The sequence below is a fragment of the Sphingomonas sp. genome (genome assembly GCF_019749955.1).
Lineage (GTDB): Bacteria > Pseudomonadota > Alphaproteobacteria > Sphingomonadales > Sphingomonadaceae > Sphingomonas.
On record NZ_JAIEPC010000068.1, the window covers coordinates 1 to 20,647 of the forward strand.

Sequence of the window (20,647 nt, forward strand, 5' to 3'; positions counted from 1 at the left end):
TAAATGATCGCGAGCGTGAAAAAGGCGCGGTCGGGCCCCAGAATCGGCGCAGCCCACCGCACGAAATCGCGCAGCCTGACGCTCTGTGTGGAGTCGCTTGCCATTATGCTGTCAAACCTCAGGTGGCGGCGGGAATGGTTGGGAAATAGCAATGTTTTGCCATGCTGCAATGCACCGAAAAAATTTAACTTTACCTGAACACCTTATCGACTGTGGGTGGCGTGCTGTCAGCTCAAGATGGCAGCGCTTGGCCAAATTCGGCGGACGCACGTGTCTTACGCGATATCGGGACCTGGATGCTCCACCGGCAGGACCATGCGCGGCGACCGCCTGCGGCGCAACGACGATATTGGGAAAGTGGCAGGGGAACTCGGACTCGAACCGGGAGTCTTCCGTTCCGGTACGGTGCGTTCATGGCGGCAATCAGCTTTACGCAGATCGCGTGCACGCGCAAGCCGAGCATTCAGCAGGCCCCCACACCTGAATGGCTGATCGGGCTCGATCGATTGCTTGCGCAGAAGGTAAATGCGATGACTGAACGCGACCAAATCCTTCGGAAGCCCCAGCCATTCAACCTTGAAAATTGGGCGCGATCATTGTCCCCGGGAAGCCATTCTGCGGTGCTTGCTGGCCAAGCCTAACCAATTTCCGAATACTTCCGCGCTACGAGACGCCAAGCGCCTCTTGGATGTATCGCACAACGCGGAGAACTGCATGCCAAAGCGGCGCGACCCCTCTCTTGCCGAAGCGCCGGTCGCCGCAGCCAACATCGCCACGGCGTTTGGCGATCGGCCCGCCGCGCGGTGGTGGCAAAGCCGCTCGATCGCGATCCTGTTCGCGCTGCTCGCGATCGTGCCGCTGCTGTATCCGGCGATTCCGCCGCTGACCGATTTGCCCGGCCACATCGGCCGTTTCCGCATTCTGGCCGAGGCCGGGCGCGAACCCCTCGCGCAGCATTATGCCGTGCGCTGGGCGTTGATCGGCAATCTCGGCGTTGATGGGCTGGTGCTGGCGCTGGCGCCGCTGATCGGGCTGGAGCCCGCCGCGCGCGTGGTCGTGCTATTGATTCCGGCTCTCGTGGTCGCGGCAATGCTCTGGCTGGCGCGCGAAGTCCACGGCCGGATCCCGCCGACCGCACTGATGGCCTTGCCACTTGCTTATGCCGCACCGTTTCAGCTCGGCTTCGTGAACTTCTCACTGGCTTCGGGCTTGGCGATTGCCGGGGTGGCGCTGTGGCTGCGGCTATCGCGGCGCGCGCCGGTGTGGGTTCGCGTCGCGCTGTTCGGGCCACTCGCGTGCGCGGTCTGGCTGTGCCACTCGTTCGGCTGGGCGATGCTCGGCCTGTTCGTCTTCGGCGCAGAATGGGCACAGCGGCGCAGCTGCGGGAAGAGCCGGTTGCGTGCCGCTATGGCCGCAGCGCCGATGTGCTTGCCGATGATGATGCCGGTCGTGCTCGCGGCGCTATGGGCGGGCGGCGACCGGCTGGCGGGGTCAACCGGTATGTGGTTCAACGCGCCGCTCAAGCTTTATTGGGCGATGTCGGTGTTGCGCGAGCGCTGGCAGGTGTACGACATCGCCTGCATCGCCGTCATATGGGTGTTGATCGCCGTCGCCGCCCGGTCGCGTCGGTTGTCGCTCTCCCCAGTGCTCGCGGTTCCGGCGACACTCGGCGGGCTGGCGTTTCTGGCGCTGCCCGCTTTTTATGCCGGTGCCTCGTGTGTCGATATGCGGATGCTACCGATGACGCTCGCACTGGCGGTGCTGGCGATCCGCGCGCCTTCGGGCGAGGACCGGCTGGCGGGACGGCTGGCGGTGCTGTCGACCGGCTTTTTTGCGATGCGATTGCTGACCTCGACGCTTGCCTTTGCGCTGTTCGCGCGCGAGCAGGCGGCGGCGTTGCGCGCCGTCGATGTGTTTCGCGAAGGGGCGGCGGTGCTGGTGCTGGTCAACGAGCCTGCCGCCGACAATTGGGGCAACCCACGGCTCAGCCACATCGCCGGGCTCGCGACGGCACGGCGGCGGGTTTTCACCAACGAGCAATGGGCGTTGCCCGGGCAGCAACTCGTGCATCCCCGCCACCCGCGCGCCGCGCCCTATGATCGCGACCCCTCGCAACTCATCTACCCTGCGACGGTGCGGGGCGGCGGCGATTTCGACCGCGCGATCGCCAGCTTCGATCGCGAAACCTTCGATTATGTCTGGACCATCGGGTTCGCCAAAGGTCGTGCGCATGCGACCGATTTGGCCCGGGTCTGGTCCGATGACCGGTCGTTAGCGGTGACACTGGGGGGAAAGCCCGTCGCGGCAGGGAGAACCTCACGCCGACGAAGATTCTCAGCGCCTGAAAATCTCGTTCTCACGACGTAAGTGGCAGGGGAGCTCGGACTCGAACCGAGGGCCTTCGGTTTTGGAGACCGACGCTCTAACCAACTGAGCTACACCCCTGTGCGGCAAAAGCCTTTAGCGGGCCGCGCGCATCGGGGCAAGCGGCTGGTTGACGCTGGCGATCAAGCGGCTGCGGCGGCGTCCGCCGATGCGCGATTGGCGAGGATGCGGGCCTCGTCGACGGGCAGCGGGCGCCCGAAATAATAGCCCTGAACCTTGGTACAGCCCAGTTGCTCGACCAGATGATGCTCCGCTTCGGTTTCGACGCCCTCGGCCGTGGTGGCCATGCCCAGGCTCTGCGCGAGTGCGACCACTGCGCGGATAATCGCGATCGCTTCAGGGACATTCTTCGACGCGCCCTGGACGAAGCTGCGATCGATCTTGATCGTCGAAAAGCGTGAGCGGCTGAGATAACCGAGCGACGAATAGCCGGTACCGAAATCGTCGAGCGCCAGCCGCACGCCGAGATCAAGGATGCGTTCGAGCACCTGCGTCGCGCAGGTTCCCTCGCGCATGAATACGCTTTCGGTGACTTCGAGCTCGAGCCGTTCGGGCGGCAGCCCGCTGTTCGCGAGCGCCGATGCGACGACGCCGACGAAGGCCGGATTGTGCAATTGTTCCGGCGAGACATTGATCGAAATGCGCGTTTGCCCCTGCCAGCGGGCGGCTTCGGCGCAGGCGGTGCGCAACACCCATTCGCCGATCGGCGCGATCAGCCGGGTTTCTTCGGCGAGCGGGATGAATTTCGCGGGTGAAACCATGCCGAGCGTGGGATGCTGCCAGCGCAGCAATGCCTCAAACCCTGCCAATGTGCCGTCGCGGGCGGCGACCACGGGCTGATAGTTGAGCGAGAGCTCGCCGTTGGTGAGCGCCTTGCGCAGCGCCATTTCGAGCACGCGGCGCTCCTCGGCCTGGACATGGAGTTGCTGCTCATAAGCGTGGAAAACGCCGCCACCGGCATCCTTTGATCGATAGAGCGCGAGATCGGCCGAGCGCACCAGCGTTTCGGCGGTGCGACCGTCGCGCGGACCATAGGCAAGGCCCAGGCTGGCGCCGATGTGGAGTGTATTCTGGTCGATGTCATAGGGCGCCGAGATCGCCTCGATCACGCGCCGCGCGAGCGCTTCGACCTGTGCCGAGTCCGTCGCGTCGCGGACGACGATCGCGAACTCGTCGCCGCCAAGCCGCCCGACCAGCTCATTGTCGGACATGAGCTGCGCGAGGCGTTGTGCCACGCGACCCAGCAGGCGATCGCCGACCGGATGGCCGAGCGAATCATTGACCGCCTTGAAGCGATCGAGATCGATCATCATGAATCCGCAACGCGACGACCATTTTTCGGTATCCTCAATCGCGCGGGCGAGGCTTTCGTAGATCATTAGCCGGTTGGGCAGCCCGGTCAGCGTATCAAAGCGCGCCATGCGATTGATCCTCTCGGTCGAGGCGCGCGCCTCGGTCACGTCCGACCCGACGCCGCGAAAGCCAATGAAATTGCCGCCGTCGTCAAAGCGCGGCGTGGCGGCGATCTCCCAACAACGATGCTCGCCCTTGACCTGGATATTGAGCTGCAGGTCGCGAAACGCTTCGCGCCGCTTCAGCTTGTCGGACAGCTCGCGGAGCCCTTTTTCGAATTGGCCGCTTTCCCAATTGGCCCCGGCGAGCACCTGAAGGATCGGCATCTGGTTGATCGTCACCGGATCATGACCGACCGCATAGGCAAAGCGGGGTGAGGCACGCACGATCCGGCGCGCGGCATCGATTTCCCACAGCCAGTCGGCGGTATGGTCCTCGGTATCGCGCAGCAGCAGGCTGACCGTTTCGTCGCGTTCGGCGAGAGCGATTTCATTGGCGCGGATCACCACCAGCCCGCGCGCCTGATAATAGCAGCTCACCATCACCATCAGCGTGAACAATGCGGCAGCGGCTGCGATGACTGGCCCGCCGATCAGGAAAAGCATTGTCGTCACGGCAGCGCCCAGCAACGCCAGAAAGCCAAGTGTTGCTAGCGGCAGCGCTGCCATCGCCACAGCCGAAAGCGTCATCAGCACCGACAGGACGATCCACAAGCGGAGCGCATCGGCTGAGCTTGCCTGCGCGGCCAGCGTGAGCGGCGGGATCGACCAGACCGCGCCGAGCGCCAGCCCTTCGAGCAAGGTGTTGCGCACCGCCTGAACCGGCGCGCTTTTCGCACCGCGCCAGGGCGAGGAGAGCCGCCGGAATGTGATTCCCAGCGCGACGGCGGTGACAAGCGCGCCCCAGCCAATCAATGACCAGAGGGGTGCCATTGGCGCGGCGATCAGAATCGTCAGCGCGGCGCCGAGCAGATTGGCGGCAAAGGCGACCAGCGCCAAACGGCAGCCGGCATTGATCTGGGCAGCGCGGATCGGCCCCCAATCTGTCGAGTCCGCAGGATCATAAAGACCGAGCAGCGCACGCGCGTCGATCTTCGGGTTGGCAAATTGCGAGGCGGATGATTGGCTCACCCGCCCTTGCATAGCCATTAATGGTTAGCGGATCGTTAGATTACGCACCCGTTTCGACCCAAAAAAGCACCTTTTTCCGCCCGTCAGGCGGCGATGGCATAGGGCTTGATGTCGCCGCTGAGATAAAGATTGCGCGCCTTGGCGCGGCTGAGCTTGCCTGAACTTGTGCGCGGCAAGGTGCGCGGCGGGATCAGCTCGATCACGCAGTTCATGCCGGTAACCGACCGGACTTTCTCACGAATTTCCTCGCGCAGCCGAACGCGTTCATGCTCATCGGAACTGCGGCACTGAACCAGCACGGCGGGCGTTTCCTCACCGCCCGGCGTCGTGATCGCGAATGCGGCGATGTCGCCAGCCTTGAAGCCAGGCAGTTGCTCGACTGCCCATTCGATGTCCTGCGGCCAATGGTTCTTGCCGTTGACGATGATCATGTCCTTGGCGCGGCCCACGACATAGACATAGCCATCGGACATATAGCCCATGTCTCCGGTATCGAGCCAGCCATCGACCATGCACGCCGTCGTCGCGTCGGGATCGCGGAAGTAACCGGCCATGATCGACGGACCGCTGCACCAGATTTTGCCGATCGCGCGCTCGGGCAGGGGCGTGCCGTCTTCCTCGCGGATTTCGACCGCCATGTCGCGCACCGGCTTGCCGCAATTGACGATCGCGCGGTAGCGTTGCGGCCGATCCTGCTTGGCGGCGGCGCCCGACAGCTCGGTTTCCTCGACCAGCTCGACGCGAATGCCTTCGCCCGGCGGCATGATCGACACGGCAAGCGTTGCTTCAGCAAGGCCGTAGCTCGGCAGAAAGGCGCTGGCCTTGAACCCCGCGCTGTCAAAGGCGTCGACGAAGCTCTGCATCACATCGGGGCGGATCATGTCAGCGCCATTGCCCGCGAGCCGCCAGCGCGACAGGTCGAAGCGGTTGGATGCCTTGGTCTGGCTCGACATGCGGCGTGCGCAAATATCGTAGCCAAAGGTCGGCGAATAGCTGACCGAGGTGCCCGCATTACGGCTGATCAGATCGAGCCACGCCAGCGGGCGGCGCGCGAAATCCTCGGTCTTCAGATAATCGACTGACACCTGATTCGCCATCGGTGAGAGCATGCAGCCGACGAGACCCATGTCATGATACCAGGGCAGCCACGAAATGCAGCGGTCGCTGTCGATCAGTTGCATGCCATGCCCATGGGCGGCGAGATTGTTGAGCAAGGCCGCGTGGGTGACGGCAACGCCGTGCGGGAAGCGCGTCGATCCGCTCGAATATTGCAGGTAGCAGATATCGTCGGGCTGGGCCTGCGGCAGCGGCGCCGTGATCACGGGCGCTTCGGCGAGCGTTGCCCAATCGATGCCCTTGACCCCGCCGATCCGCGCCGCGTCACCGGCCATGTCAGCCAGTTCGGGCGGATAGACCAGCAGCACCGGATCGCTGCTCGCGAGCTGGACGCGGATCTGCTCGACATAGGCATCGCGACCGCCGAACGAGGTGGGCAGCGGTAGCGGCACGGGCCATGCGCCCGCATAGACGGTTCCGAAGAACAGCGCGGCAAATTCGGCGCTGGTTTCAGCAATCAGCGCGACGCGGTCGCCGGGCGCAATGCCGATCGCGATCAGCCGCAGTGCGGCATCGAGCGCGTCGGTGCGTAGATCGGCGTAGCGATAGGCGCGCTTGATCGTGCCGCGCGGGTCATGGAAATTAAACCCGCGCGCGCCCGAGGCGGCATAATCGAGCGCTTCGCCCAGCGTCCCGAAATCGGCGAAGCGACGCGGCAGTGCGTCCTTTGTCGGCGTCGGCGCGGGCAAATCTGCCTGCGTCGCGTCGGCCTGCCGCTGTTCGATCACCATTATCGTCAAGCCCCTTGTCCTCAATAACCGCCGATTTTGGCCACATTCGCGAAGTTTACAATGCTCCAATGCGCAGAAACAGCGCATCTGCCCATCACAAGCGTTCAAAATCGGGTTTGACTATGGCACAATGATGGCATGGAGCGTGGTTCCCCCGCCAAGCGCCGCGCCGCGCCTCCGCTTGATGCGGCCGCGCTCGACCGGTTGGCGCTGCGTTATGTCGAGCGGTTCGCGACGACGCGCGGGCGGCTGACTGATTATCTGCGGCGCAAGATCTGCGAGCGTGGCTGGGATGGCGCGCCCGCTGATCCGGCCGCGATTGCTGAGCGGTTCGCAGAACTCGGCTATATCGACGACCGGGCCTTTGGCGAAGCACGCGCGGCATCGATGGCGCGGCGGGGTCTCGGCGCGCGCCGGGTCGAGGGTGCTCTGCGCGCGGCGGGCATCGTCGGCGATGATGCGCAGGCGATTGCGCCCGCCATTGCCGATCGTGCCGTCGCCGCGGCCGTCGCTTTTGCAAAGCGCAAGCGAATCGGTCCCTTCGCAGCGACCGAGCCCGACCGGCCGCTGCGCGAAAAGCAACTGGCGGCGATGGTGCGCGCGGGTCACGGCTTCGATCTTGCTCGCCGGATCGTCGCCGCAGCCCCGGGCGATGAGGCCGCGCTTGCGGCGCTGGCGGGCGATGCCTCGGACTTTGGCACTAGCCAGTTTTCGTGATAAGCTGAGCGTTCGGCGGGGGGCTGTCTAACGTGCATGCGGATTTCGATGGGCAAACGGCACCTATGGCGCGGCTGCGGTCGTCGACCGATGCGTGCGCCCAAGCTCAATGCGCCGGGGATGATAGCGCGGGCGAGGTCCGCTTTGTCGGCACGCTCAAATGGTTCGATGTCACGCGCGGCTTCGGCTTTCTGGTGGCGGATGAGCCGGGTGTCGGCGACATCTTAATTCATTTTTCGGTGCTGCAGCCGCATGGGCGCCGCAGCTTGCCCGAAGGCGCGCGGATCGACTGCCTCGCGGTGCGCCGCGACCGTGGCTTTCAGGCGCGTGAGATTGTGTCGATCGACCTTAGCCAAGCCGTCGAGACCCCGGTGCGCGTGCGGCCGGCCGACCGGATCGATCCGGTCGATCTGGTCGATCAGGCCGGGCCGTTCGAGGCCGTGACGGTCAAATGGTTCAATCGGCTGAAAGGCTATGGATTTCTGGTGCGCGGATCGGACGATGCCGATATATTCGTGCATATGGAAACGCTGCGCCGCGCCGGGATCGGTGAGGTCGAGCCCGGCCAGCCGCTGCGCGCGCGGATCGTCGACGGGCGCAAGGGGCCGCTTGCGGTGGCGGTCGAACAGGAAGGATAGTCATGCGTATCATCGGGGTTTGTGCCGCCATCGCCTTCGCGCTGGCGCTGCCTGCGTGCACCGGCGGCAATGCCGTCGCGGGCACCGCCAGCGAAGCAAGCCGACCGGCGATTGCGCTCACCGTTTCGGGGCCCGGCGGCAAGCACAGCTTCCGCGTCGAATCGGCAAAAACCAGCGAGGAGCAAGCGCGCGGTCTGATGTTCCGCACCAACATCCCTGCCGATGGCGGCATGCTGTTCTACCCCTATCCGGGCGACGGTGGCCCGCCGCGCGAGGCGAGCTTCTGGATGAAGGATACGCCGAGCCCGCTCGACATCATCTTCATTCGCGCCGACGGCACAATCGCGCGCATCGCCGAGAATACGACGCCCTTTTCCGAAGCGCCGATCGGTTCGGGCGAGCCGGTCGCTGCCGTCCTCGAGCTGCGCGGCGGGCGCTCGACCGAGTTGGGCATTGCCGAAGGTGATGCCGTGACGTGGGACGGGCGCAAACGCTAGTTGAAGCCGCCGCGCGCACCCGCTAAGCGGCGGGCATGGGCGTGCTCGGAACGATTTTCACCTGGTGGAACGGTGCCACCTTTGGCACCTGGCTTGGCCTGCGCGGCAAGACGCGCGTTGGCAGCGATTCGCAGGGGAATGCCTATTATCAAGGCGGCCTCGACCCGAATGGCATTCCGCGCCGCTGGGTGATCTACAACGGCGCCAATGACGCGAGCCGGGTGCCGCCCGAATGGTTCGGCTGGCTCCACCATCAGGTCGACGCGCTGCCCGATCAGGCGCTGCCGGCGCCGCGCGCATGGCAAAAGCCAGCCGTGCCCAATCTGACCGGCACCGAATTGGCCTATCGCCCGGCGGGTGCGCTCGAAAAGGGCGGGCAGCGCGCGGTGGCGACGGGCGACTATGAAGCCTGGACGCCGGGTGAGTGACCGCCGTCGTTGGCTGATCTGGGGCGGGGCGGGGATTGGCGCAGTGCTGGCCGCCGTCGCGCTATGGTTCGGCTATCAGCGCTGGAACGAGCCAGCGCCGGTGTCGGGTGAACCCGTCAAGACGACCGGTGCCACGGCGCTCGATGCCGAACCCACGCCGACTGATGTCACCACCGTCGATGTCACCCCCGGTGCCGATATCGCGCGCGGCACGACGCCGATGGCGCAGCGCGTCGCGGTGCTCGGGCTGCTCAACAAACGCAATGGCGCCGCGCGCGACCTGACACTCAAGCCGGGGCAGGCGATGCGCGTCGGCAATGTCGTGATCCGCCTGCGCGCGTGCGAGCAAACCGCGCCGTGGGAAAATGACCACTATACCGGCGCGTTCGTCCAGCTCGACGTGATGCAGCCCGACAAGAAATGGCGGCGCGTCTTTTCTGGCTGGCTCTACAAGGAGCGCCCCAATCTCAACGTCGTGCTCGATCCGATCTACGACGTCTGGCCCAAGAGCTGCGCGATGACTTTCCCGTCGGGCGGCGATGCGACGGTGGCCGTTGCCGATGCGCCGTCGAGCGCGAAGAAGTCGCCCGGCACGCCGGAGGAAACCCTCGGCGCTGACAATGCCACGTCGCCCGCGCCAGCGCCTGCCGCCAGCGCGCCCTCGACCGCGCCCGCCACTGCACCCGACAACAAGCCCAAATAAGCCGCGCGGCTGATCTCGATCGCGCCGAGCGAGGCGAGATGATCGGTCTGGAACTGGCAGTCGAGCAAGGTGAACCCGCCGACCCGCAGCCGCGCCACGAGCCAGGCGAGTGCGACCTTCGATGCGTCGCGCTCCCGCGACACCATGCTCTCGCCGAAGAACGCACGGCCAAGCGCGAGGCCATAGAGGCCGCCGACGAGCCGATCTCCGTCCCAGCATTCGACCGAATGCGCAAAGCCGAGCCGGTGGAGCGCGGTGAACGCGGTTTCGATCTGCCCGCTGATCCAGGTTTCGGGGCGGTCGGTCGCCCCTTCGGCACAGAGCCGGATCACGGCCTCAAACGCGGTGTCGGCAGTGACGCGGAAGCGATTGGCGGCGATCGTCTTCCGCAGCGAGCGCGACAGGTGAAAGCCGTCGAGCGGCAGGATCGCGCGGCGTTTGGGTTCGACCCAATAGACGCTATCGGCCTGGCGGTTATCGGCCATCGGGAACACGCCGACGGCATAGGCGCCGAGCACCATCCGGGGATCGAGCCCCGTCATGCCAGCGCCTGAGCCGGGGCTGGTCACTGCCCGCGCGCGGCGTCCGCCAGCCGTTTCTCGACCGCTTGCCACAGCGCGGCAAAGGCCTGCGCGCCGACGGTGCGCGGTGCAAAGCTGCCGACCGGCGCGCGCTTGACCGTGACCTGCTCGATCACGCTCGCCATCGGGATCACCGGCCAGTCGGGGTGGCGCGCGAGCGTGTCGGCATGGACCTTGCGTCGTCGGTCGACCATCGCATGCACCGGCATCAGCGCGGCGCGGTTGCCGAGTTGCTCGACCACTTCGGCGAAGGCGCGCTCGCTGAGCGGCGAGGGGATCACCGGCACGACGATCAGATCGGCGGCGCGCATCACTTGGTCGCTCGTCTCGGTGATGCCGGGCGGGCAATCGAGGATCACGCGGTCATAATCCTTGCCCGCCGTCGTCAGCAGCTTGGTGAGCAGCTTCTTCTTGTCGAGCTCGTGGAACAGCACGTCGAGCCCGCGCAGCGAGCTGTCGGCGCCGATCAGGTCGAGCCGGGGCGTCGCGGTCGCGTGGATCAGCTTGGTCGGGTCGAGGTCCTTGGTGAACACCGCCTGCGCCTGGCCTTTGGCCTTGCGATCGCTGAGCAGGTAGGTGCTCGCGGCTTGCGGATCGAGGTCCCAAAGCAAGGTGCGGCGCGCCGACAGGGTCGCGGCGCACCAGGCCAGGTTCACGGCCAGCGTGGTTTTGCCGACGCCGCCCTTCAGGCTGTAGATTGCGATGGTTGCCAAAGTGGGGATTGCCTCCGTCATTAATCGAATGGCCCCCTATCGTGCAGGATAGGGGCGATCGACGCAAGGCTTTGCGCCGCCGATCGCCCGGTAGCGCAGGGTTTTGGTGGCTCAGGCCTTGCAGCTCTGCGCAGGCTTGCCGGGCTGGGCGAGCGTGACCAATTGCGGCGTGCCTTTCAGCGAATAACCGTCTGCGATCAGCGGGTCGCCCGCCTTTTCGGCGGTGAGGCGGATCGGCGTGCCATCTTTTTCGGTGCGCAGATTGGCCAGTTTGTCGCCCGCGAAAAACTCGATGTAGACAAGGCTGTTGTCCTTGCAGCGCATGGTCACGGTGGCCTTGATCGCGGGCGGCAGCTCGACCTTGGGCGCCTTGTCGGCGGCTTCCTTGAGCGGGTCTTCGGCGCCCTGAACGATGGGCTTGTTTTCGCAAGCGGCAAGCGGCAGCGCGAGCAAAGCGGCGGCGGCGAGGAGCAGTTTCTGTGTCATGATGTCTCATGCTTCGCGCAGCGTGCCGCGTTCGTCAAGAGTGGCGGTGCGAGGATCGCGCGCAATTTCAGTGACATGAAAGTGTAATGTTTCAGGTCGTCGCAAATGCGGTGGTGGGGCGTCCCGGCAGCCATCATCGAATCATCTTTCTAATCAATCACTTCATTCGTGAAATTCAGACCGTTCGGGAATACGCCCGAACGCGATTTTGGTGCCGACGCGGTCGATCCGCCCGCTGCCCATCGGTCCGACCGACACCGCGTGGCGCCCGAATTTTTCGTTGAGCACATCCATTGCCCGGCTGAGCGCGAGCCCGCGCGTTTCGCGCGCCAGCGGATCATCGGGGTCGAGCAAACCGAACAGCGACTCCTGCTCGCCCGCCACTGCCTCGATTTCGGCGAGCGTCACCCCGACCATCCGCACCTGGAAATCGCCGCGCCGCGCGCGGCCCGCGGCGTGAAGCTGGGGGAAGAGCTTATCGAGCGCGGCGAGGATCACGAAACTGTCCTGCGTCGCGGGCAGCTTGGCCGAGACGCGCCAGTTGCTCTTGTCGTCCTCAAACCGCGCGTGGAGCACCAGCAGCCGCGCGCGCAAATCCTTGCGGCGGAGCCTGCTCGCGGCTTTCAGCGCGAGGCGGCGCGCGGTGAGGCGCACCGGCTCGACCCCGCGCTTACCCGGCGACAGGACATGGCTGTGGCCGATGCTGCGGCTCTGCGAAGGCTTTTCGGGCAAGTCGACGCCGTGGAGCAGATACCAGAGCCGGTCGCCATTGGTGCCGCCCCACGCCGTCCCCGCATCGCGCGGTCGGCGCGCGCAGAGCTGGCGGATGTCGTTGATCCCTTCCTGCGCGAGCCGCCGCTCCATCTTCGCGCCGATGCCCGCGATATCGCGCAGCGGCATATCGAACAGGCGATGCGGCAGCTCATCGGCCTGAAGCACCACCAGTCCGTCGGGCTTCACCATGTCCGACGCGAGTTTTGCGAGCAGCCGGTTGGGGGCAATGCCGACCGAACTCGTCAGGCAATCGCCGACCTGCGCGCGGATCCCCGCCTTGATCCGGTGCGCGAGCGCGGTGGCGGCCTCGACGCTGTTCTCGTTATCGAGCAACCGGCACGCGACTTCGTCGATCGAACAGACTTTGGTCACGGGGATGTGGCGCCAGACTTCGGCGACGATTGCCTCGTGATATTCGACATATTTTTCGTGGCGCGCGGGCACGATGATCAGGTCGCGGCACAGCCGCTTGGCTTCCCAGACGGGGGTGCCGGTGCGGATGCCATATTTCTTGGCCTCAACAGAAGCGGCGATCGCGACGGTGGTGTCGCTGTCGACCGGCGCCACCAAGATCGGCTGGCCGCGCAGCGCGGGGTCGAGCTGCTGCTCGACGCTGGCGAAATAGCTGTTCAGGTCGAGAAACAGCCAACGCAGCGGGCGCGGGGGCAGGGTGTCAGCCACGGGTATTTGGGTGCCGGAAAGTGTCGAAAGTCACGACCTCCCATAGGGGGTAGCGGGTCGTCGAGTCGCGTGCGAACATATGTGGAACATACATGATTCGCGGGGTGTTGGAAAGCGTGAGATCTGCTCGGATCAGGGCATGATCTCCCCAACACCGGTCAGGTGCATCACGCCCTGTCCCGGCAGTTCGACCCGCAGTTCGAGCGTGCCGCCTGCCGCTTCGACGAACCGACGCAGCGTCGAGAGGTAGAGGTCGGTCTGGCGCTCGATCTTGACCACGGCGGGCTGGGTGACGCCGAGTGCCTGCGCAATTTGCTCCTGGCTGCGCGCTGCAAGCTTGCGCAGGGCCTTGAGCCCTTCGACTTCGGCATGAAGTTCGGCGCTGCGCGCTGCGACTTGGGCTCGCTGTTCGGGGGTGAGTTCCGCCAACAAGACGTCCAAGGTGCGCCCAGCCTTGCCTCGAGCCGACTTCGTTGGTTCTTCCACTAAATCGTCCTTCCTCATATTCCGCGTTACAGCGCGTCGAGATGGTCGTCGAACCGTGCGTCGGCCTTGGCAATCAGCGCCTTGTAGAACCGCTTCTGCGCCACGCCGGCTTTGTCACCTGCAACCAACAAGATCGCCCTGCGCGCCGGATCGAAAGCGAACGCCACGCGCCAAACGCCGTCGTCTGCGTCGAGCCGAAGCTCCTTCATGTTGCGGTGCTTCGATCCGGCGAGCGTATCGACATGCGGACGGCCCAAAGTTGGGCCGAACGTCTTGAGCAAGGTCAAATGCGCGATCAGGGTTAGTCTCACGGCTTTCGGCAGCGCGTCAAATTCCGGGTCGAACGCTTCATGGTTGGCGACAGTCCATTCCATTGCAATATAACCTTTAGGTTATTATTTGTCTAGCGGTCAATTTGGGATTCCGCGCGCCCGTCGAACGCCCGCCACCCCAACGTGTCCCAAACCATCAACCCGCCCACCGCCAGCGCGGCGATGCTCGCGAGCAGCACCGCGCCTGCGGCTGCGTCCTTCGCCGCGCCGATCGCTGGGTGGTGGTCCGGGTGGAGATGGTCGAGCAGATATTCGAGCGCGGAGTTGATGATTTCGAGCGTCAGCACCAGCGCCGCGCTGATCACCAGCGCGGCGATCCAGATCGGGGCAGGGCGCAGGGCGATCACGACTGCGAGGGCGCCCGCGCCGAGCCAGACTTGGGTGCGAAAGCTGCGCTCGCGCCCCCAGACGGTCGCAATCCCTGCAACTGCGAAGCGGAGCCGGGTGAGGAAGCGCGCGTTCTTCATGGCCGGAGCAGCCTAGGTCCGATCGCGGGAAGCGACAACGCCGCACCCGCTTGCACCCGCGCGCCGGTGTGCTAGCCCTGTCGCACACCGATCAATGGGAGGCGAGTCGATGCGGACGCGGGTGATGATGTTGGCATGTGCGGCGGTTGCCGCGTCCCTGATGGCCGGTGCGGCCTCGGCGCAGGTGCCAAAGGAGCAATTGCTCGTGCCGCCCGCCGATGCGCAGAAATTCAAGCTCGTCTCGGCAGCGGGCGAGCATGGCAGTGCGGCGGTGTGGCGGCTCGCCGATGGCAGCTTTGCGGTGCGCGAGAGCATGAACCTGCGCGGGCAGATTTTCGAGCAGGATGAAGTGATCCACTCGGGCGCCAATGGTCAGCCCGACCGGATCGTGATCCGTGGCTATACGCCGAGCGGTGATTCTGCCGAGACGTTCGCGATCACGAACGGCACCGCGCGCTGGACCTCGCCGATCGACAAGGGCGAGGCGAAGTACGACGGCAAGGCGCAATATTCGAGCTTCGGTGGGCCGTTCGCTGCCAATGCTTATGCCGTCGAAGCCATTATGAAGGCGCCGGGGCGGCAGATCGCGCTGCTGCCGGGCGGCGTCGCGCGGCTGGAGAAGCTGGTCGATGTTGCGGTTGGGAGTGGGGCGACCGCGAAGACGGTAACCGTCTGGACGCTGGAGGGTGTGTCGACCGAGCCGGTGCCGGTGGTGATGAACGCTGACGGCACGTTCTTCGGCTTCGTCGGCGGGATCGCTCTGCTGCCCGAAGCGTACACTGGCGACATGCTCAAGCTGCAGAAGGCGCAGATCGATGCGCTGGCGGCGCGCAATCCGGCCTTCAAGGCGCGCTTCGGCGGCGTGTCGCCGGTGCCGGTGGCCTTCACCCATGTGAAGCTGTTCGATGCGATCTCGGCCAAATTCGTCGATGATCAGACGGTGGTGGCCGACAAGGGCAAGATTGTCGCGGTCGGCGCGGCGGCGACGGTGCAGCTGCCCGCGAACGCCAAGGTGATCGACGGCAAGGGCAAGACATTGTCGCCCGGCATCTGGGACGCGCACATGCACGTCGGCAGCGACTTGCAGGGGCTGCAATTGCTGTCGCAGGGCGAGACGAGCGCGCGCAATCCGGGCGCCGATATCCAGCCGACGGTGCTGCGCAACCAGCAGATCGCGGCGGGGAAATTGCTGTTCCCGACGGTCTATTCGTCGGTGTTGATCGACGGCAAGGGGCCGCTGCAGGCGCAGGGCGGGATCAGCGTTTCGTCCGCCGAGGAAGCCGTTGCCGCCGTGCGGCGCGCCAAGGACAATGGCTTTACCGCGGTCAAATTCTATACCTCGATGAAGCCCGAATGGCTGTGGGCGGGGATCAAGGAAGCCAAGAAGCTGGGCTTGCACGTCCATGGCCATATCCCCGCGACCTTGCGCGCGACAGATGTGATCGCGGGCGGCTATGACGAAATCACCCACATTAATTTCGTGATGATGCAGGCGCTGCCCGACAGCGTCGTCAACATCAGTAACGGTATCGAACGCTTCAACGGCCCCGGCAAATACGCCAAGGACGTCGATCTGAACGCCGAGCCGATGAAATCGCTGATCAAACTGATGGCGGCGAAGCAGACGGTGGTCGATCCGACGATTTCGGTTTTCGAGAGTCTTTATGTGCCGGAGAATGGCGATTTGTCGCCGTCCTATGCGCCCTATGTCGGCACCTTGCCGCCCGCCGTCGAGCGCGGCTTTCGCGCGGGCGGGTTCCAGCCGCCCGCAGGGGTGACGCGGGCCGATTGGCGCGCGAGCTTTGCCAAGCTGGTGGCGCTGGTGAAGGCGCTGCACGACGCGGGTGTGCCGATCGTTGCAGGCACCGACGGCGGCGGGCTGGAGATCGTGCGCGAGCTGGAGTTGTATGTGCAGGCGGGGTTCACGCCGGGCGAAGCGCTCCAGACCGCGACGATTGTCCCGGCGCGGCTGGTCGGCGCCGACAAGACGACGGGGTCGGTGACGGTCGGCAAGGAAGCCGATCTGGTGCTGGTCGACGGCGATGCGTCGAAGGACATTGGCGCGATGCGGCGGACGCTGTGGGTGATGAGCGACGGCGCGCTGATGAATGCCGACGAATTGCGGAAAGCGGCCGGGTTCGCGGGGCGACCGAAGTGAGCGCGGTCGCGATTACGACCTACGCCGACTTCTGGCCCTTCTACCTGCACGAGCATGCGAAGGCCGAGACGCGCGCGATCCATTATGCGGGCACGGCAATGACGATCGGCTTTGCGGCGCTGGCGGTTGCCTGGGGCGGTTGGTGGTGGGCGCTGGTGCCGATCGCGGGATACGGGATGGCGTGGCCCGCGCATTTCCTGGTCGAACGCAATCGCCCGGCGACGTTCACCTATCCGCTCTGGTCGCTGGTGAGCGATTACCGGATGTTCTTCCTGTGGCTGAGCGGGCGGCTGGGGCCGCATCTGGCGGCGGCGGGGGTGGCGCGGTAGGCGTTCAGAGCGCTGCGACGATGTCGGTATGCGTGAAATCGTCGCCCTTGAACAGCAGCGGTTCGCCCGACTCCCGGGCGAGCGCATAGGCGAAGCAATCGCCGAAATTGAGGTTAGCCGGATGGCCCGAGCCGGGACCATAGCGGCGATAGGCGTCGCTACCGATCTGTGCCTGGTCGACGGTGACCGGAGCGATGGCGATGCCGTAATGCGCCATGATTTGATTGACGGCAGCACCAATGTGCTCGGGATAGCGGGCGGTGACGGCCGCGAGCTCTATCCATGTGCCAGCTGACAGTTGACACCGCTCGGCGCGTTTGATCAAGCGGTTGAAGGATTCCTGCTCGGCTTCGCCAAGGACGATAGCCATGACGGCTGATGAATCGACGATCAAATCGGCAGTCCGCGGTCGTCGTAAAGTTCGGCGATTATCCCCTGAGAGCTCTTGCCTTGCCATTCAGGCGGCAGGCTGGAGCGAACGCGGTCGCTTATCGCTTTAACCACCGCGAGGCTCTCGGCGATCCGTTCGTCCTGCGCGCGCTCCTCCCGCTCCAGCGCTTCACGGATCACCGTCGTCATCGGCTTGCCGGTTGCCTTGGCAAGGCGATGCGCCAATGCCACGGTTTCGGGGTCCTTGATGTTGAGTTGCGTCGCCACATCTACCTCCACTGATTTGGTATATACCATCAACGCCGAGAGGCGACAACGGGCGCCTGTTGCCGACCAAGATTGTCTCGCTTGCCCCGCGCGCCTGCCCGCGCCATTTAGGTCGCCATGCTTACTGCCTCCAACACGCTCGCCCTGATTGGCAACACCCCGCTCGTTCGCCTGAAAGGGCCGAGCGACGAGAGTGGGGGCGAAATCTTTGCCAAGTGCGAATTCGCCAATCCCGGCGCGTCGGTGAAGGACCGCGCGGCACTGTCGATTGTCGAGGATGCCGAGGAACAGGGGCTGCTCAAGACCGGCGGGACGATTGTCGAGGGGACGGCGGGCAATACCGGTATTGGTCTCGCGCTCGTCGCCAATGCCAAGGGCTATAAGACGATCATCGTGATGCCCGAGACGCAGAGCCGCGAGAAGATGGACACGCTGCGCGCGCTCGGCGCGAGCCTCGTGCTGGTCCCCGCCGCGCCTTATTCGAACCCGTGCCATTTCGTGCACCAGAGCAGACGGATCGCCGAGGAAACGCCCAACGCGATCTGGGCAAACCAGTTCGACAACGTCGCCAATCGCCGCGCGCATGTGACCGGGACCGCTGAGGAAATCTGGGCGCAGATGGAGGGGCGGATCGACGGTTTTACCTGTGCTGCGGGCACTGGCGGGACGATCGCCGGGGTGGGGCTGGGGCTGAAATCGCATGATGACAAGGTCACGATCGCGCTCACCGATCCGCATGGCGCGGCGCTGTACAATTACTATGCGCATGGCGAGCTGAAGAGCGAGGGGTCGTCGGTTGCCGAGGGGATCGGGCAGGGGCGGATCACCGCTAATCTCGAAGGCGCGCCGATCGACACCCAATTCCGGGTTTCGGACACTGAGGGCATGTATTGGGTCGAGAAATTGCTCTGCGAGGAAGGGCTGTGCCTGGGCCTGTCGTCGGGCATCAATGTTGCCGGCGCGGTATTGCTGGCGAAGCAATTGGGGCCGGGCGCGCGGGTCGCGACGATCCTGTGCGACACTGGTTTTCGCTATCTGTCGACGCTCTACAATGCCGACTGGCTGGCCGCCAAAGGCCTGCCGGTCCCGGCGCAGTTGCGCCCCGCCTGACGGCGGGTTTGGCAAGTTGCGCGCAATCGGGTAGAAAATGCGCGTGGTCAGTAACAAGAAGTCCGCCGAGGCGACCCAGTCGATCCAGCGTGTCAAGGTCGGCATGACCGGGCTTGCCTTTGTCCTGCTGTTGATCGGTCTTGCCAGCGCGATCTTCAGCTCGGCGAGCCACGAACGACCCGTCGCGGTCGCGGGCGGCGCGAAGGCCGACATCGTCGCCAATCTGTCCGCAACCAATGGTACCGATCCGGCCACCACAGGTGACCGCGAGCCGCTGGCTGAACTCGGCATAGCGCCAAGCGCTGCGGGAAACACCGCCGCCCCCGCCAAGCCCGCCAAATGATCACCCCTGCGACTCGGTCTGCCGGTTGGGCGATCCGGGGAAATTGCCCCCCGACATCGCGCGGGCGCGGGATTTTGACCCCGCAGGTCATCGAAATACTGGAACGCATGAAGAACAGCGTAAGTAGGCCGGGGCTATTCCCCCCAGGAATCCCGCCGGGATAGTTAATTTTCCCGCGAAATCCCCAAACCGCCCATTGAATGCCCACAAATTCCCTGATACCGCTTGGTTAACAAGGGGCGTGTGCTCTCGTTCGTGATTCAGGGGTCGAGATCGACACGGGGTCGATTCTCGGCACGGGAGAGCATTGCACGCCTCAGATAGGGTGGGCGTGTCGGGCAGAAGCAGCTATCGGGGCTATGGCCTGCAGCAAGTGGACGAGAAGGGCCGTGTGGCCATTCCGTCGCCGCTGCGCGCTGCCCTGCTGGCGCGCAGCCCGATTGGTGGCGACGGCAAGGCGATCACCACTGTCGTCCTCCAGGCGCATGAGCGCCAGCCCTGCATCTGCGGCTATGACCTCGATTTCGCCGATCAGCGCGAAGCCGAGCTTGAAGAGCGCGCACGGCAGAATGCACTCGCCGATGGCGCGCCCAACGACGACATTCTGCGCGGTGGTATGGCGAGCGACGAGCTGCCGTTCGATACCTCGGGCCGGTTCATCATGCCGGGTTTCCCGCGCAAGCACGCGAAGATCGGCAAATGGGCATTCTTCTACGGCATCGGCAAATATTTCGAAATCTGGGACCCGGCGACCTTGCTCGCCTCGCCGAATGTCCACCCCAATGTCCGCGCGCTAGTCGAGCATGAGCTGGCCGAACGCAAGGTGGTGCTGTGACCGACGCGCCGCACATCCCCGTATTGCTCGCCGAAGTGACCGAGGGGCTCGACGTCGCGCCCGGATCGCGGCAGGTCGACGCGACCTTTGGCGCGGGCGGTTACACGCGCGCGCTGCTCGGTGCAGGCGCCGAGGTGATTGCCTTTGACCGCGACCCTGATGCGATTGCGGCAGGGCAGGCGCTGGTCGCCGAGGCCGATGGGCGGCTGACGCTGATCCACGCCGTCTTCTCGTCGATGGGGGCGGAGATTGAGGCGCGCGGGCTGGCGCCGGTCGATGGCCTGACGATGGATATTGGCGTGTCGAGTATGCAGCTCGATCAGGCCAAGCGCGGCTTTGCGGCGCAAGCCGATGCGGTGCCCGACATGCGGATGAGCCAGGAAGGCGAGACGGCGGCCGAATTCCTGAACACGGCGGATGAAGAGGCAATCGCCGACGTGCTCTATCATTATGGCGAGGAACCGCGCTCACGCCGGGTGGCGCGCGCGATCGTCGCGGCGCGCCCGATCGACAGCACGCTGCAACTCGCCACCGTCGTGCGGCGCGCGCTCGGCCACAAGCCGCATGACAAGAAGGATCCGGCGATGCGGCTCTTTCAGGCGATCCGCATCCATCTCAACCGCGAACTCGACGAACTGGCGCAGGGTCTGGTGGCGGCCGAGCGGCTGCTGCGCCCCGGCGGGCGACTGGCGGTGGTGACCTTTCACAGCCTTGAAGACCGCGTCGTGAAGCAATTCCTGCGCACGCGATCGGGCGCGCAGCCGGGTGGATCGCGGCACCTGCCGCAGGCCGCGACTGGCCCGGCGCCGAGTTTCGAGACAATCGGTCGCGCGGTGCGCGCGAGCGACAGCGAGATCGCCCGCAACCCGCGGGCGCGGTCAGCAACATTGCGCGTGGCGCAGCGGACGGCGGCCGCTGCTTGGCAAGAGGGAGCAGGACAATGACGGCAGCATATCGGTTGCGGGGCATCGGCTGGTTCATCAGCAGCGTGGTGGTG

At 65.2% G+C, this 20,647-nt stretch carries 22 protein-coding genes, 1 tRNA gene and 1 pseudogene; 12 read left to right on the plus strand and 12 right to left on the minus strand.

Features of this window, described 5'->3' with window-relative positions:
* The first annotated feature begins 714 nt into the window (after positions 1 to 714).
* Positions 715 to 2,367 (plus strand): hypothetical protein, encoded by a 1,653-nt coding sequence (locus tag K2W81_RS12785; protein WP_294104873.1) that lies wholly within the window; start codon positions 715 to 717, stop codon positions 2,365 to 2,367.
* A gap of 1 nt (position 2,368) precedes the next feature.
* Here K2W81_RS12785 and K2W81_RS12790 read toward each other — a convergent pair.
* The 3 genes from K2W81_RS12790 to K2W81_RS12800 form a co-directional block, all read right to left on the minus strand.
* Positions 2,369 to 2,445 (minus strand) — tRNA-Trp (locus K2W81_RS12790).
* A 62-nt stretch (positions 2,446 to 2,507) separates the two neighbouring features.
* On the minus strand, positions 2,508 to 4,868 hold the full coding sequence (locus tag K2W81_RS12795) for an EAL domain-containing protein (protein WP_294104875.1): 2,361 nt from the start codon (positions 4,866 to 4,868) through the stop codon (positions 2,508 to 2,510).
* Between the two features lie 83 nt (positions 4,869 to 4,951).
* Positions 4,952 to 6,715 carry a fatty acyl-AMP ligase gene (locus K2W81_RS12800; RefSeq protein ID WP_294104914.1) on the minus strand — a complete coding sequence of 588 codons (1,764 nt, stop codon included), beginning with the start codon at positions 6,713 to 6,715 and terminating at the stop codon, positions 4,952 to 4,954.
* 138 nt (positions 6,716 to 6,853) lie between these two features.
* Between K2W81_RS12800 and K2W81_RS12805 the strand changes: the two genes are divergently transcribed.
* The 5 genes and pseudogenes from K2W81_RS12805 to K2W81_RS12825 all read left to right on the plus strand — a co-directional run.
* Positions 6,854 to 7,432 (plus strand): RecX family transcriptional regulator, encoded by a 579-nt coding sequence (locus tag K2W81_RS12805; protein ID WP_294104877.1) that lies wholly within the window; start codon positions 6,854 to 6,856, stop codon positions 7,430 to 7,432.
* A gap of 65 nt (positions 7,433 to 7,497) precedes the next feature.
* Positions 7,498 to 8,070, plus strand: a complete 573-nt coding sequence (locus K2W81_RS12810) for a cold shock protein (RefSeq protein WP_294104878.1) — start codon at positions 7,498 to 7,500, stop codon at positions 8,068 to 8,070.
* Positions 8,071 to 8,072: 2 nt separating this feature from the next.
* Positions 8,073 to 8,567: a DUF192 domain-containing protein gene (locus K2W81_RS12815; RefSeq protein ID WP_294104880.1), complete on the plus strand. Its 495-nt coding sequence runs from the start codon at positions 8,073 to 8,075 to the stop codon at positions 8,565 to 8,567.
* Between the two features lie 35 nt (positions 8,568 to 8,602).
* A complete protein-coding gene (locus K2W81_RS12820) occupies positions 8,603 to 8,995 on the plus strand; it encodes an NADH:ubiquinone oxidoreductase subunit NDUFA12 (RefSeq protein WP_294104882.1) in 393 nt (130 codons plus the stop codon).
* A 220-nt stretch (positions 8,996 to 9,215) separates the two neighbouring features.
* Positions 9,216 to 9,449, plus strand: a pseudogene (locus K2W81_RS12825) (DUF2155 domain-containing protein); the annotation flags it as partial.
* 35 nt (positions 9,450 to 9,484) lie between these two features.
* On the opposite strand, the gene aat reads toward K2W81_RS12825, so the two are convergent.
* From aat to K2W81_RS12860, 7 genes are all read right to left on the minus strand, one after another.
* Positions 9,485 to 10,240 (minus strand): leucyl/phenylalanyl-tRNA--protein transferase, encoded by a 756-nt coding sequence (gene aat / locus K2W81_RS12830; RefSeq protein WP_294104884.1) that lies wholly within the window; start codon positions 10,238 to 10,240, stop codon positions 9,485 to 9,487.
* A 23-nt stretch (positions 10,241 to 10,263) separates the two neighbouring features.
* Complete coding sequence (locus K2W81_RS12835) at positions 10,264 to 11,013, minus strand: ParA family protein (protein ID WP_294104886.1); 750 nt, start codon at positions 11,011 to 11,013, stop codon at positions 10,264 to 10,266.
* 90 nt (positions 11,014 to 11,103) lie between these two features.
* The gene (locus K2W81_RS12840; protein ID WP_294104888.1) at positions 11,104 to 11,478 is read right to left on the minus strand and encodes a hypothetical protein; all 375 of its coding nucleotides are present in this window, start codon (positions 11,476 to 11,478) and stop codon (positions 11,104 to 11,106) included.
* 162 nt (positions 11,479 to 11,640) lie between these two features.
* The gene (locus K2W81_RS12845) at positions 11,641 to 12,933 is read right to left on the minus strand and encodes a type VI secretion protein ImpB (protein WP_294104890.1); all 1,293 of its coding nucleotides are present in this window, start codon (positions 12,931 to 12,933) and stop codon (positions 11,641 to 11,643) included.
* Positions 12,934 to 13,065: 132 nt separating this feature from the next.
* The gene (locus K2W81_RS12850) at positions 13,066 to 13,374 is read right to left on the minus strand and encodes an XRE family transcriptional regulator (protein WP_294104892.1); all 309 of its coding nucleotides are present in this window, start codon (positions 13,372 to 13,374) and stop codon (positions 13,066 to 13,068) included.
* A 71-nt stretch (positions 13,375 to 13,445) separates the two neighbouring features.
* Positions 13,446 to 13,793: a type II toxin-antitoxin system RelE/ParE family toxin gene (locus K2W81_RS12855; RefSeq protein WP_294104894.1), complete on the minus strand. Its 348-nt coding sequence runs from the start codon at positions 13,791 to 13,793 to the stop codon at positions 13,446 to 13,448.
* 29 nt (positions 13,794 to 13,822) lie between these two features.
* Complete coding sequence (locus K2W81_RS12860; RefSeq protein ID WP_294104896.1) at positions 13,823 to 14,218, minus strand: diacylglycerol kinase; 396 nt, start codon at positions 14,216 to 14,218, stop codon at positions 13,823 to 13,825.
* A gap of 160 nt (positions 14,219 to 14,378) precedes the next feature.
* Here K2W81_RS12860 and K2W81_RS12865 point away from each other — a divergent pair, with 160 nt between their 5' ends.
* Positions 14,379 to 16,376: an amidohydrolase family protein gene (locus K2W81_RS12865; protein ID WP_294104898.1), complete on the plus strand. Its 1,998-nt coding sequence runs from the start codon at positions 14,379 to 14,381 to the stop codon at positions 16,374 to 16,376.
* Positions 16,373 to 16,705, plus strand: a complete 333-nt coding sequence (locus tag K2W81_RS12870) for a DUF962 domain-containing protein (RefSeq protein WP_294104900.1) — start codon at positions 16,373 to 16,375, stop codon at positions 16,703 to 16,705. Before K2W81_RS12865 ends, K2W81_RS12870 begins: the two co-directional genes overlap by 4 nt.
* 4 nt (positions 16,706 to 16,709) lie before the next feature.
* On the opposite strand, the gene K2W81_RS12875 is transcribed toward K2W81_RS12870, so the two are convergent.
* Positions 16,710 to 17,099: a type II toxin-antitoxin system VapC family toxin gene (locus K2W81_RS12875; RefSeq protein WP_294104902.1), complete on the minus strand. Its 390-nt coding sequence runs from the start codon at positions 17,097 to 17,099 to the stop codon at positions 16,710 to 16,712.
* Positions 17,096 to 17,362 (minus strand): type II toxin-antitoxin system VapB family antitoxin, encoded by a 267-nt coding sequence (locus K2W81_RS12880; RefSeq protein WP_294104904.1) that lies wholly within the window; start codon positions 17,360 to 17,362, stop codon positions 17,096 to 17,098. Before K2W81_RS12880 ends, K2W81_RS12875 begins: the two co-directional genes overlap by 4 nt.
* 117 nt (positions 17,363 to 17,479) lie before the next feature.
* On the opposite strand from K2W81_RS12880, the gene K2W81_RS12885 reads away from it, so the two are divergent.
* The 4 genes from K2W81_RS12885 (at position 17,480) to rsmH (ending at position 20,594) form a co-directional block, all read left to right on the plus strand.
* Positions 17,480 to 18,472 (plus strand): cysteine synthase A, encoded by a 993-nt coding sequence (locus K2W81_RS12885; RefSeq protein WP_294104906.1) that lies wholly within the window; start codon positions 17,480 to 17,482, stop codon positions 18,470 to 18,472.
* A gap of 37 nt (positions 18,473 to 18,509) precedes the next feature.
* A complete protein-coding gene (locus tag K2W81_RS12890) occupies positions 18,510 to 18,815 on the plus strand; it encodes a hypothetical protein (protein ID WP_294104908.1) in 306 nt (101 codons plus the stop codon).
* Between the two features lie 331 nt (positions 18,816 to 19,146).
* On the plus strand, positions 19,147 to 19,650 hold the full coding sequence (locus K2W81_RS12895; protein WP_294104910.1) for a division/cell wall cluster transcriptional repressor MraZ: 504 nt from the start codon (positions 19,147 to 19,149) through the stop codon (positions 19,648 to 19,650).
* The gene (rsmH, locus tag K2W81_RS12900) at positions 19,647 to 20,594 is read left to right on the plus strand and encodes a 16S rRNA (cytosine(1402)-N(4))-methyltransferase RsmH (RefSeq protein WP_294104912.1); all 948 of its coding nucleotides are present in this window, start codon (positions 19,647 to 19,649) and stop codon (positions 20,592 to 20,594) included. Before K2W81_RS12895 ends, rsmH begins: the two co-directional genes overlap by 4 nt.
* Positions 20,595 to 20,647 lie beyond the last annotated feature (53 nt).

What these genes read in the sequence shown, in the direction of transcription:
- K2W81_RS12785 (WP_294104873.1), top strand. Translation starts at nt 715, where the DNA reads ATGCCAAAGCGGCGCGACCCCTCTCTTGCCGAAGCGCCGGTCGCCGCA.
- K2W81_RS12800 (WP_294104914.1), bottom strand. Translation starts at nt 6,715, where the DNA reads ATGGTGATCGAACAGCGGCAGGCCGACGCGACGCAGGCAGATTTGCCC.
- K2W81_RS12805 (WP_294104877.1), top strand. Translation starts at nt 6,854, where the DNA reads ATGGAGCGTGGTTCCCCCGCCAAGCGCCGCGCCGCGCCTCCGCTTGAT.
- K2W81_RS12810 (WP_294104878.1), top strand. Translation starts at nt 7,498, where the DNA reads ATGGCGCGGCTGCGGTCGTCGACCGATGCGTGCGCCCAAGCTCAATGC.
- K2W81_RS12815 (WP_294104880.1), top strand. Translation starts at nt 8,073, where the DNA reads ATGCGTATCATCGGGGTTTGTGCCGCCATCGCCTTCGCGCTGGCGCTG.
- K2W81_RS12820 (WP_294104882.1), top strand. Translation starts at nt 8,603, where the DNA reads ATGGGCGTGCTCGGAACGATTTTCACCTGGTGGAACGGTGCCACCTTT.
- aat (WP_294104884.1), bottom strand. Translation starts at nt 10,240, where the DNA reads ATGACGGGGCTCGATCCCCGGATGGTGCTCGGCGCCTATGCCGTCGGC.
- K2W81_RS12835 (WP_294104886.1), bottom strand. Translation starts at nt 11,013, where the DNA reads ATGACGGAGGCAATCCCCACTTTGGCAACCATCGCAATCTACAGCCTG.
- K2W81_RS12840 (WP_294104888.1), bottom strand. Translation starts at nt 11,478, where the DNA reads ATGACACAGAAACTGCTCCTCGCCGCCGCCGCTTTGCTCGCGCTGCCG.
- K2W81_RS12855 (WP_294104894.1), bottom strand. Translation starts at nt 13,793, where the DNA reads ATGGAATGGACTGTCGCCAACCATGAAGCGTTCGACCCGGAATTTGAC.
- K2W81_RS12860 (WP_294104896.1), bottom strand. Translation starts at nt 14,218, where the DNA reads ATGAAGAACGCGCGCTTCCTCACCCGGCTCCGCTTCGCAGTTGCAGGG.
- K2W81_RS12865 (WP_294104898.1), top strand. Translation starts at nt 14,379, where the DNA reads ATGGCCGGTGCGGCCTCGGCGCAGGTGCCAAAGGAGCAATTGCTCGTG.
- K2W81_RS12885 (WP_294104906.1), top strand. Translation starts at nt 17,480, where the DNA reads ATGCTTACTGCCTCCAACACGCTCGCCCTGATTGGCAACACCCCGCTC.
- K2W81_RS12890 (WP_294104908.1), top strand. Translation starts at nt 18,510, where the DNA reads ATGCGCGTGGTCAGTAACAAGAAGTCCGCCGAGGCGACCCAGTCGATC.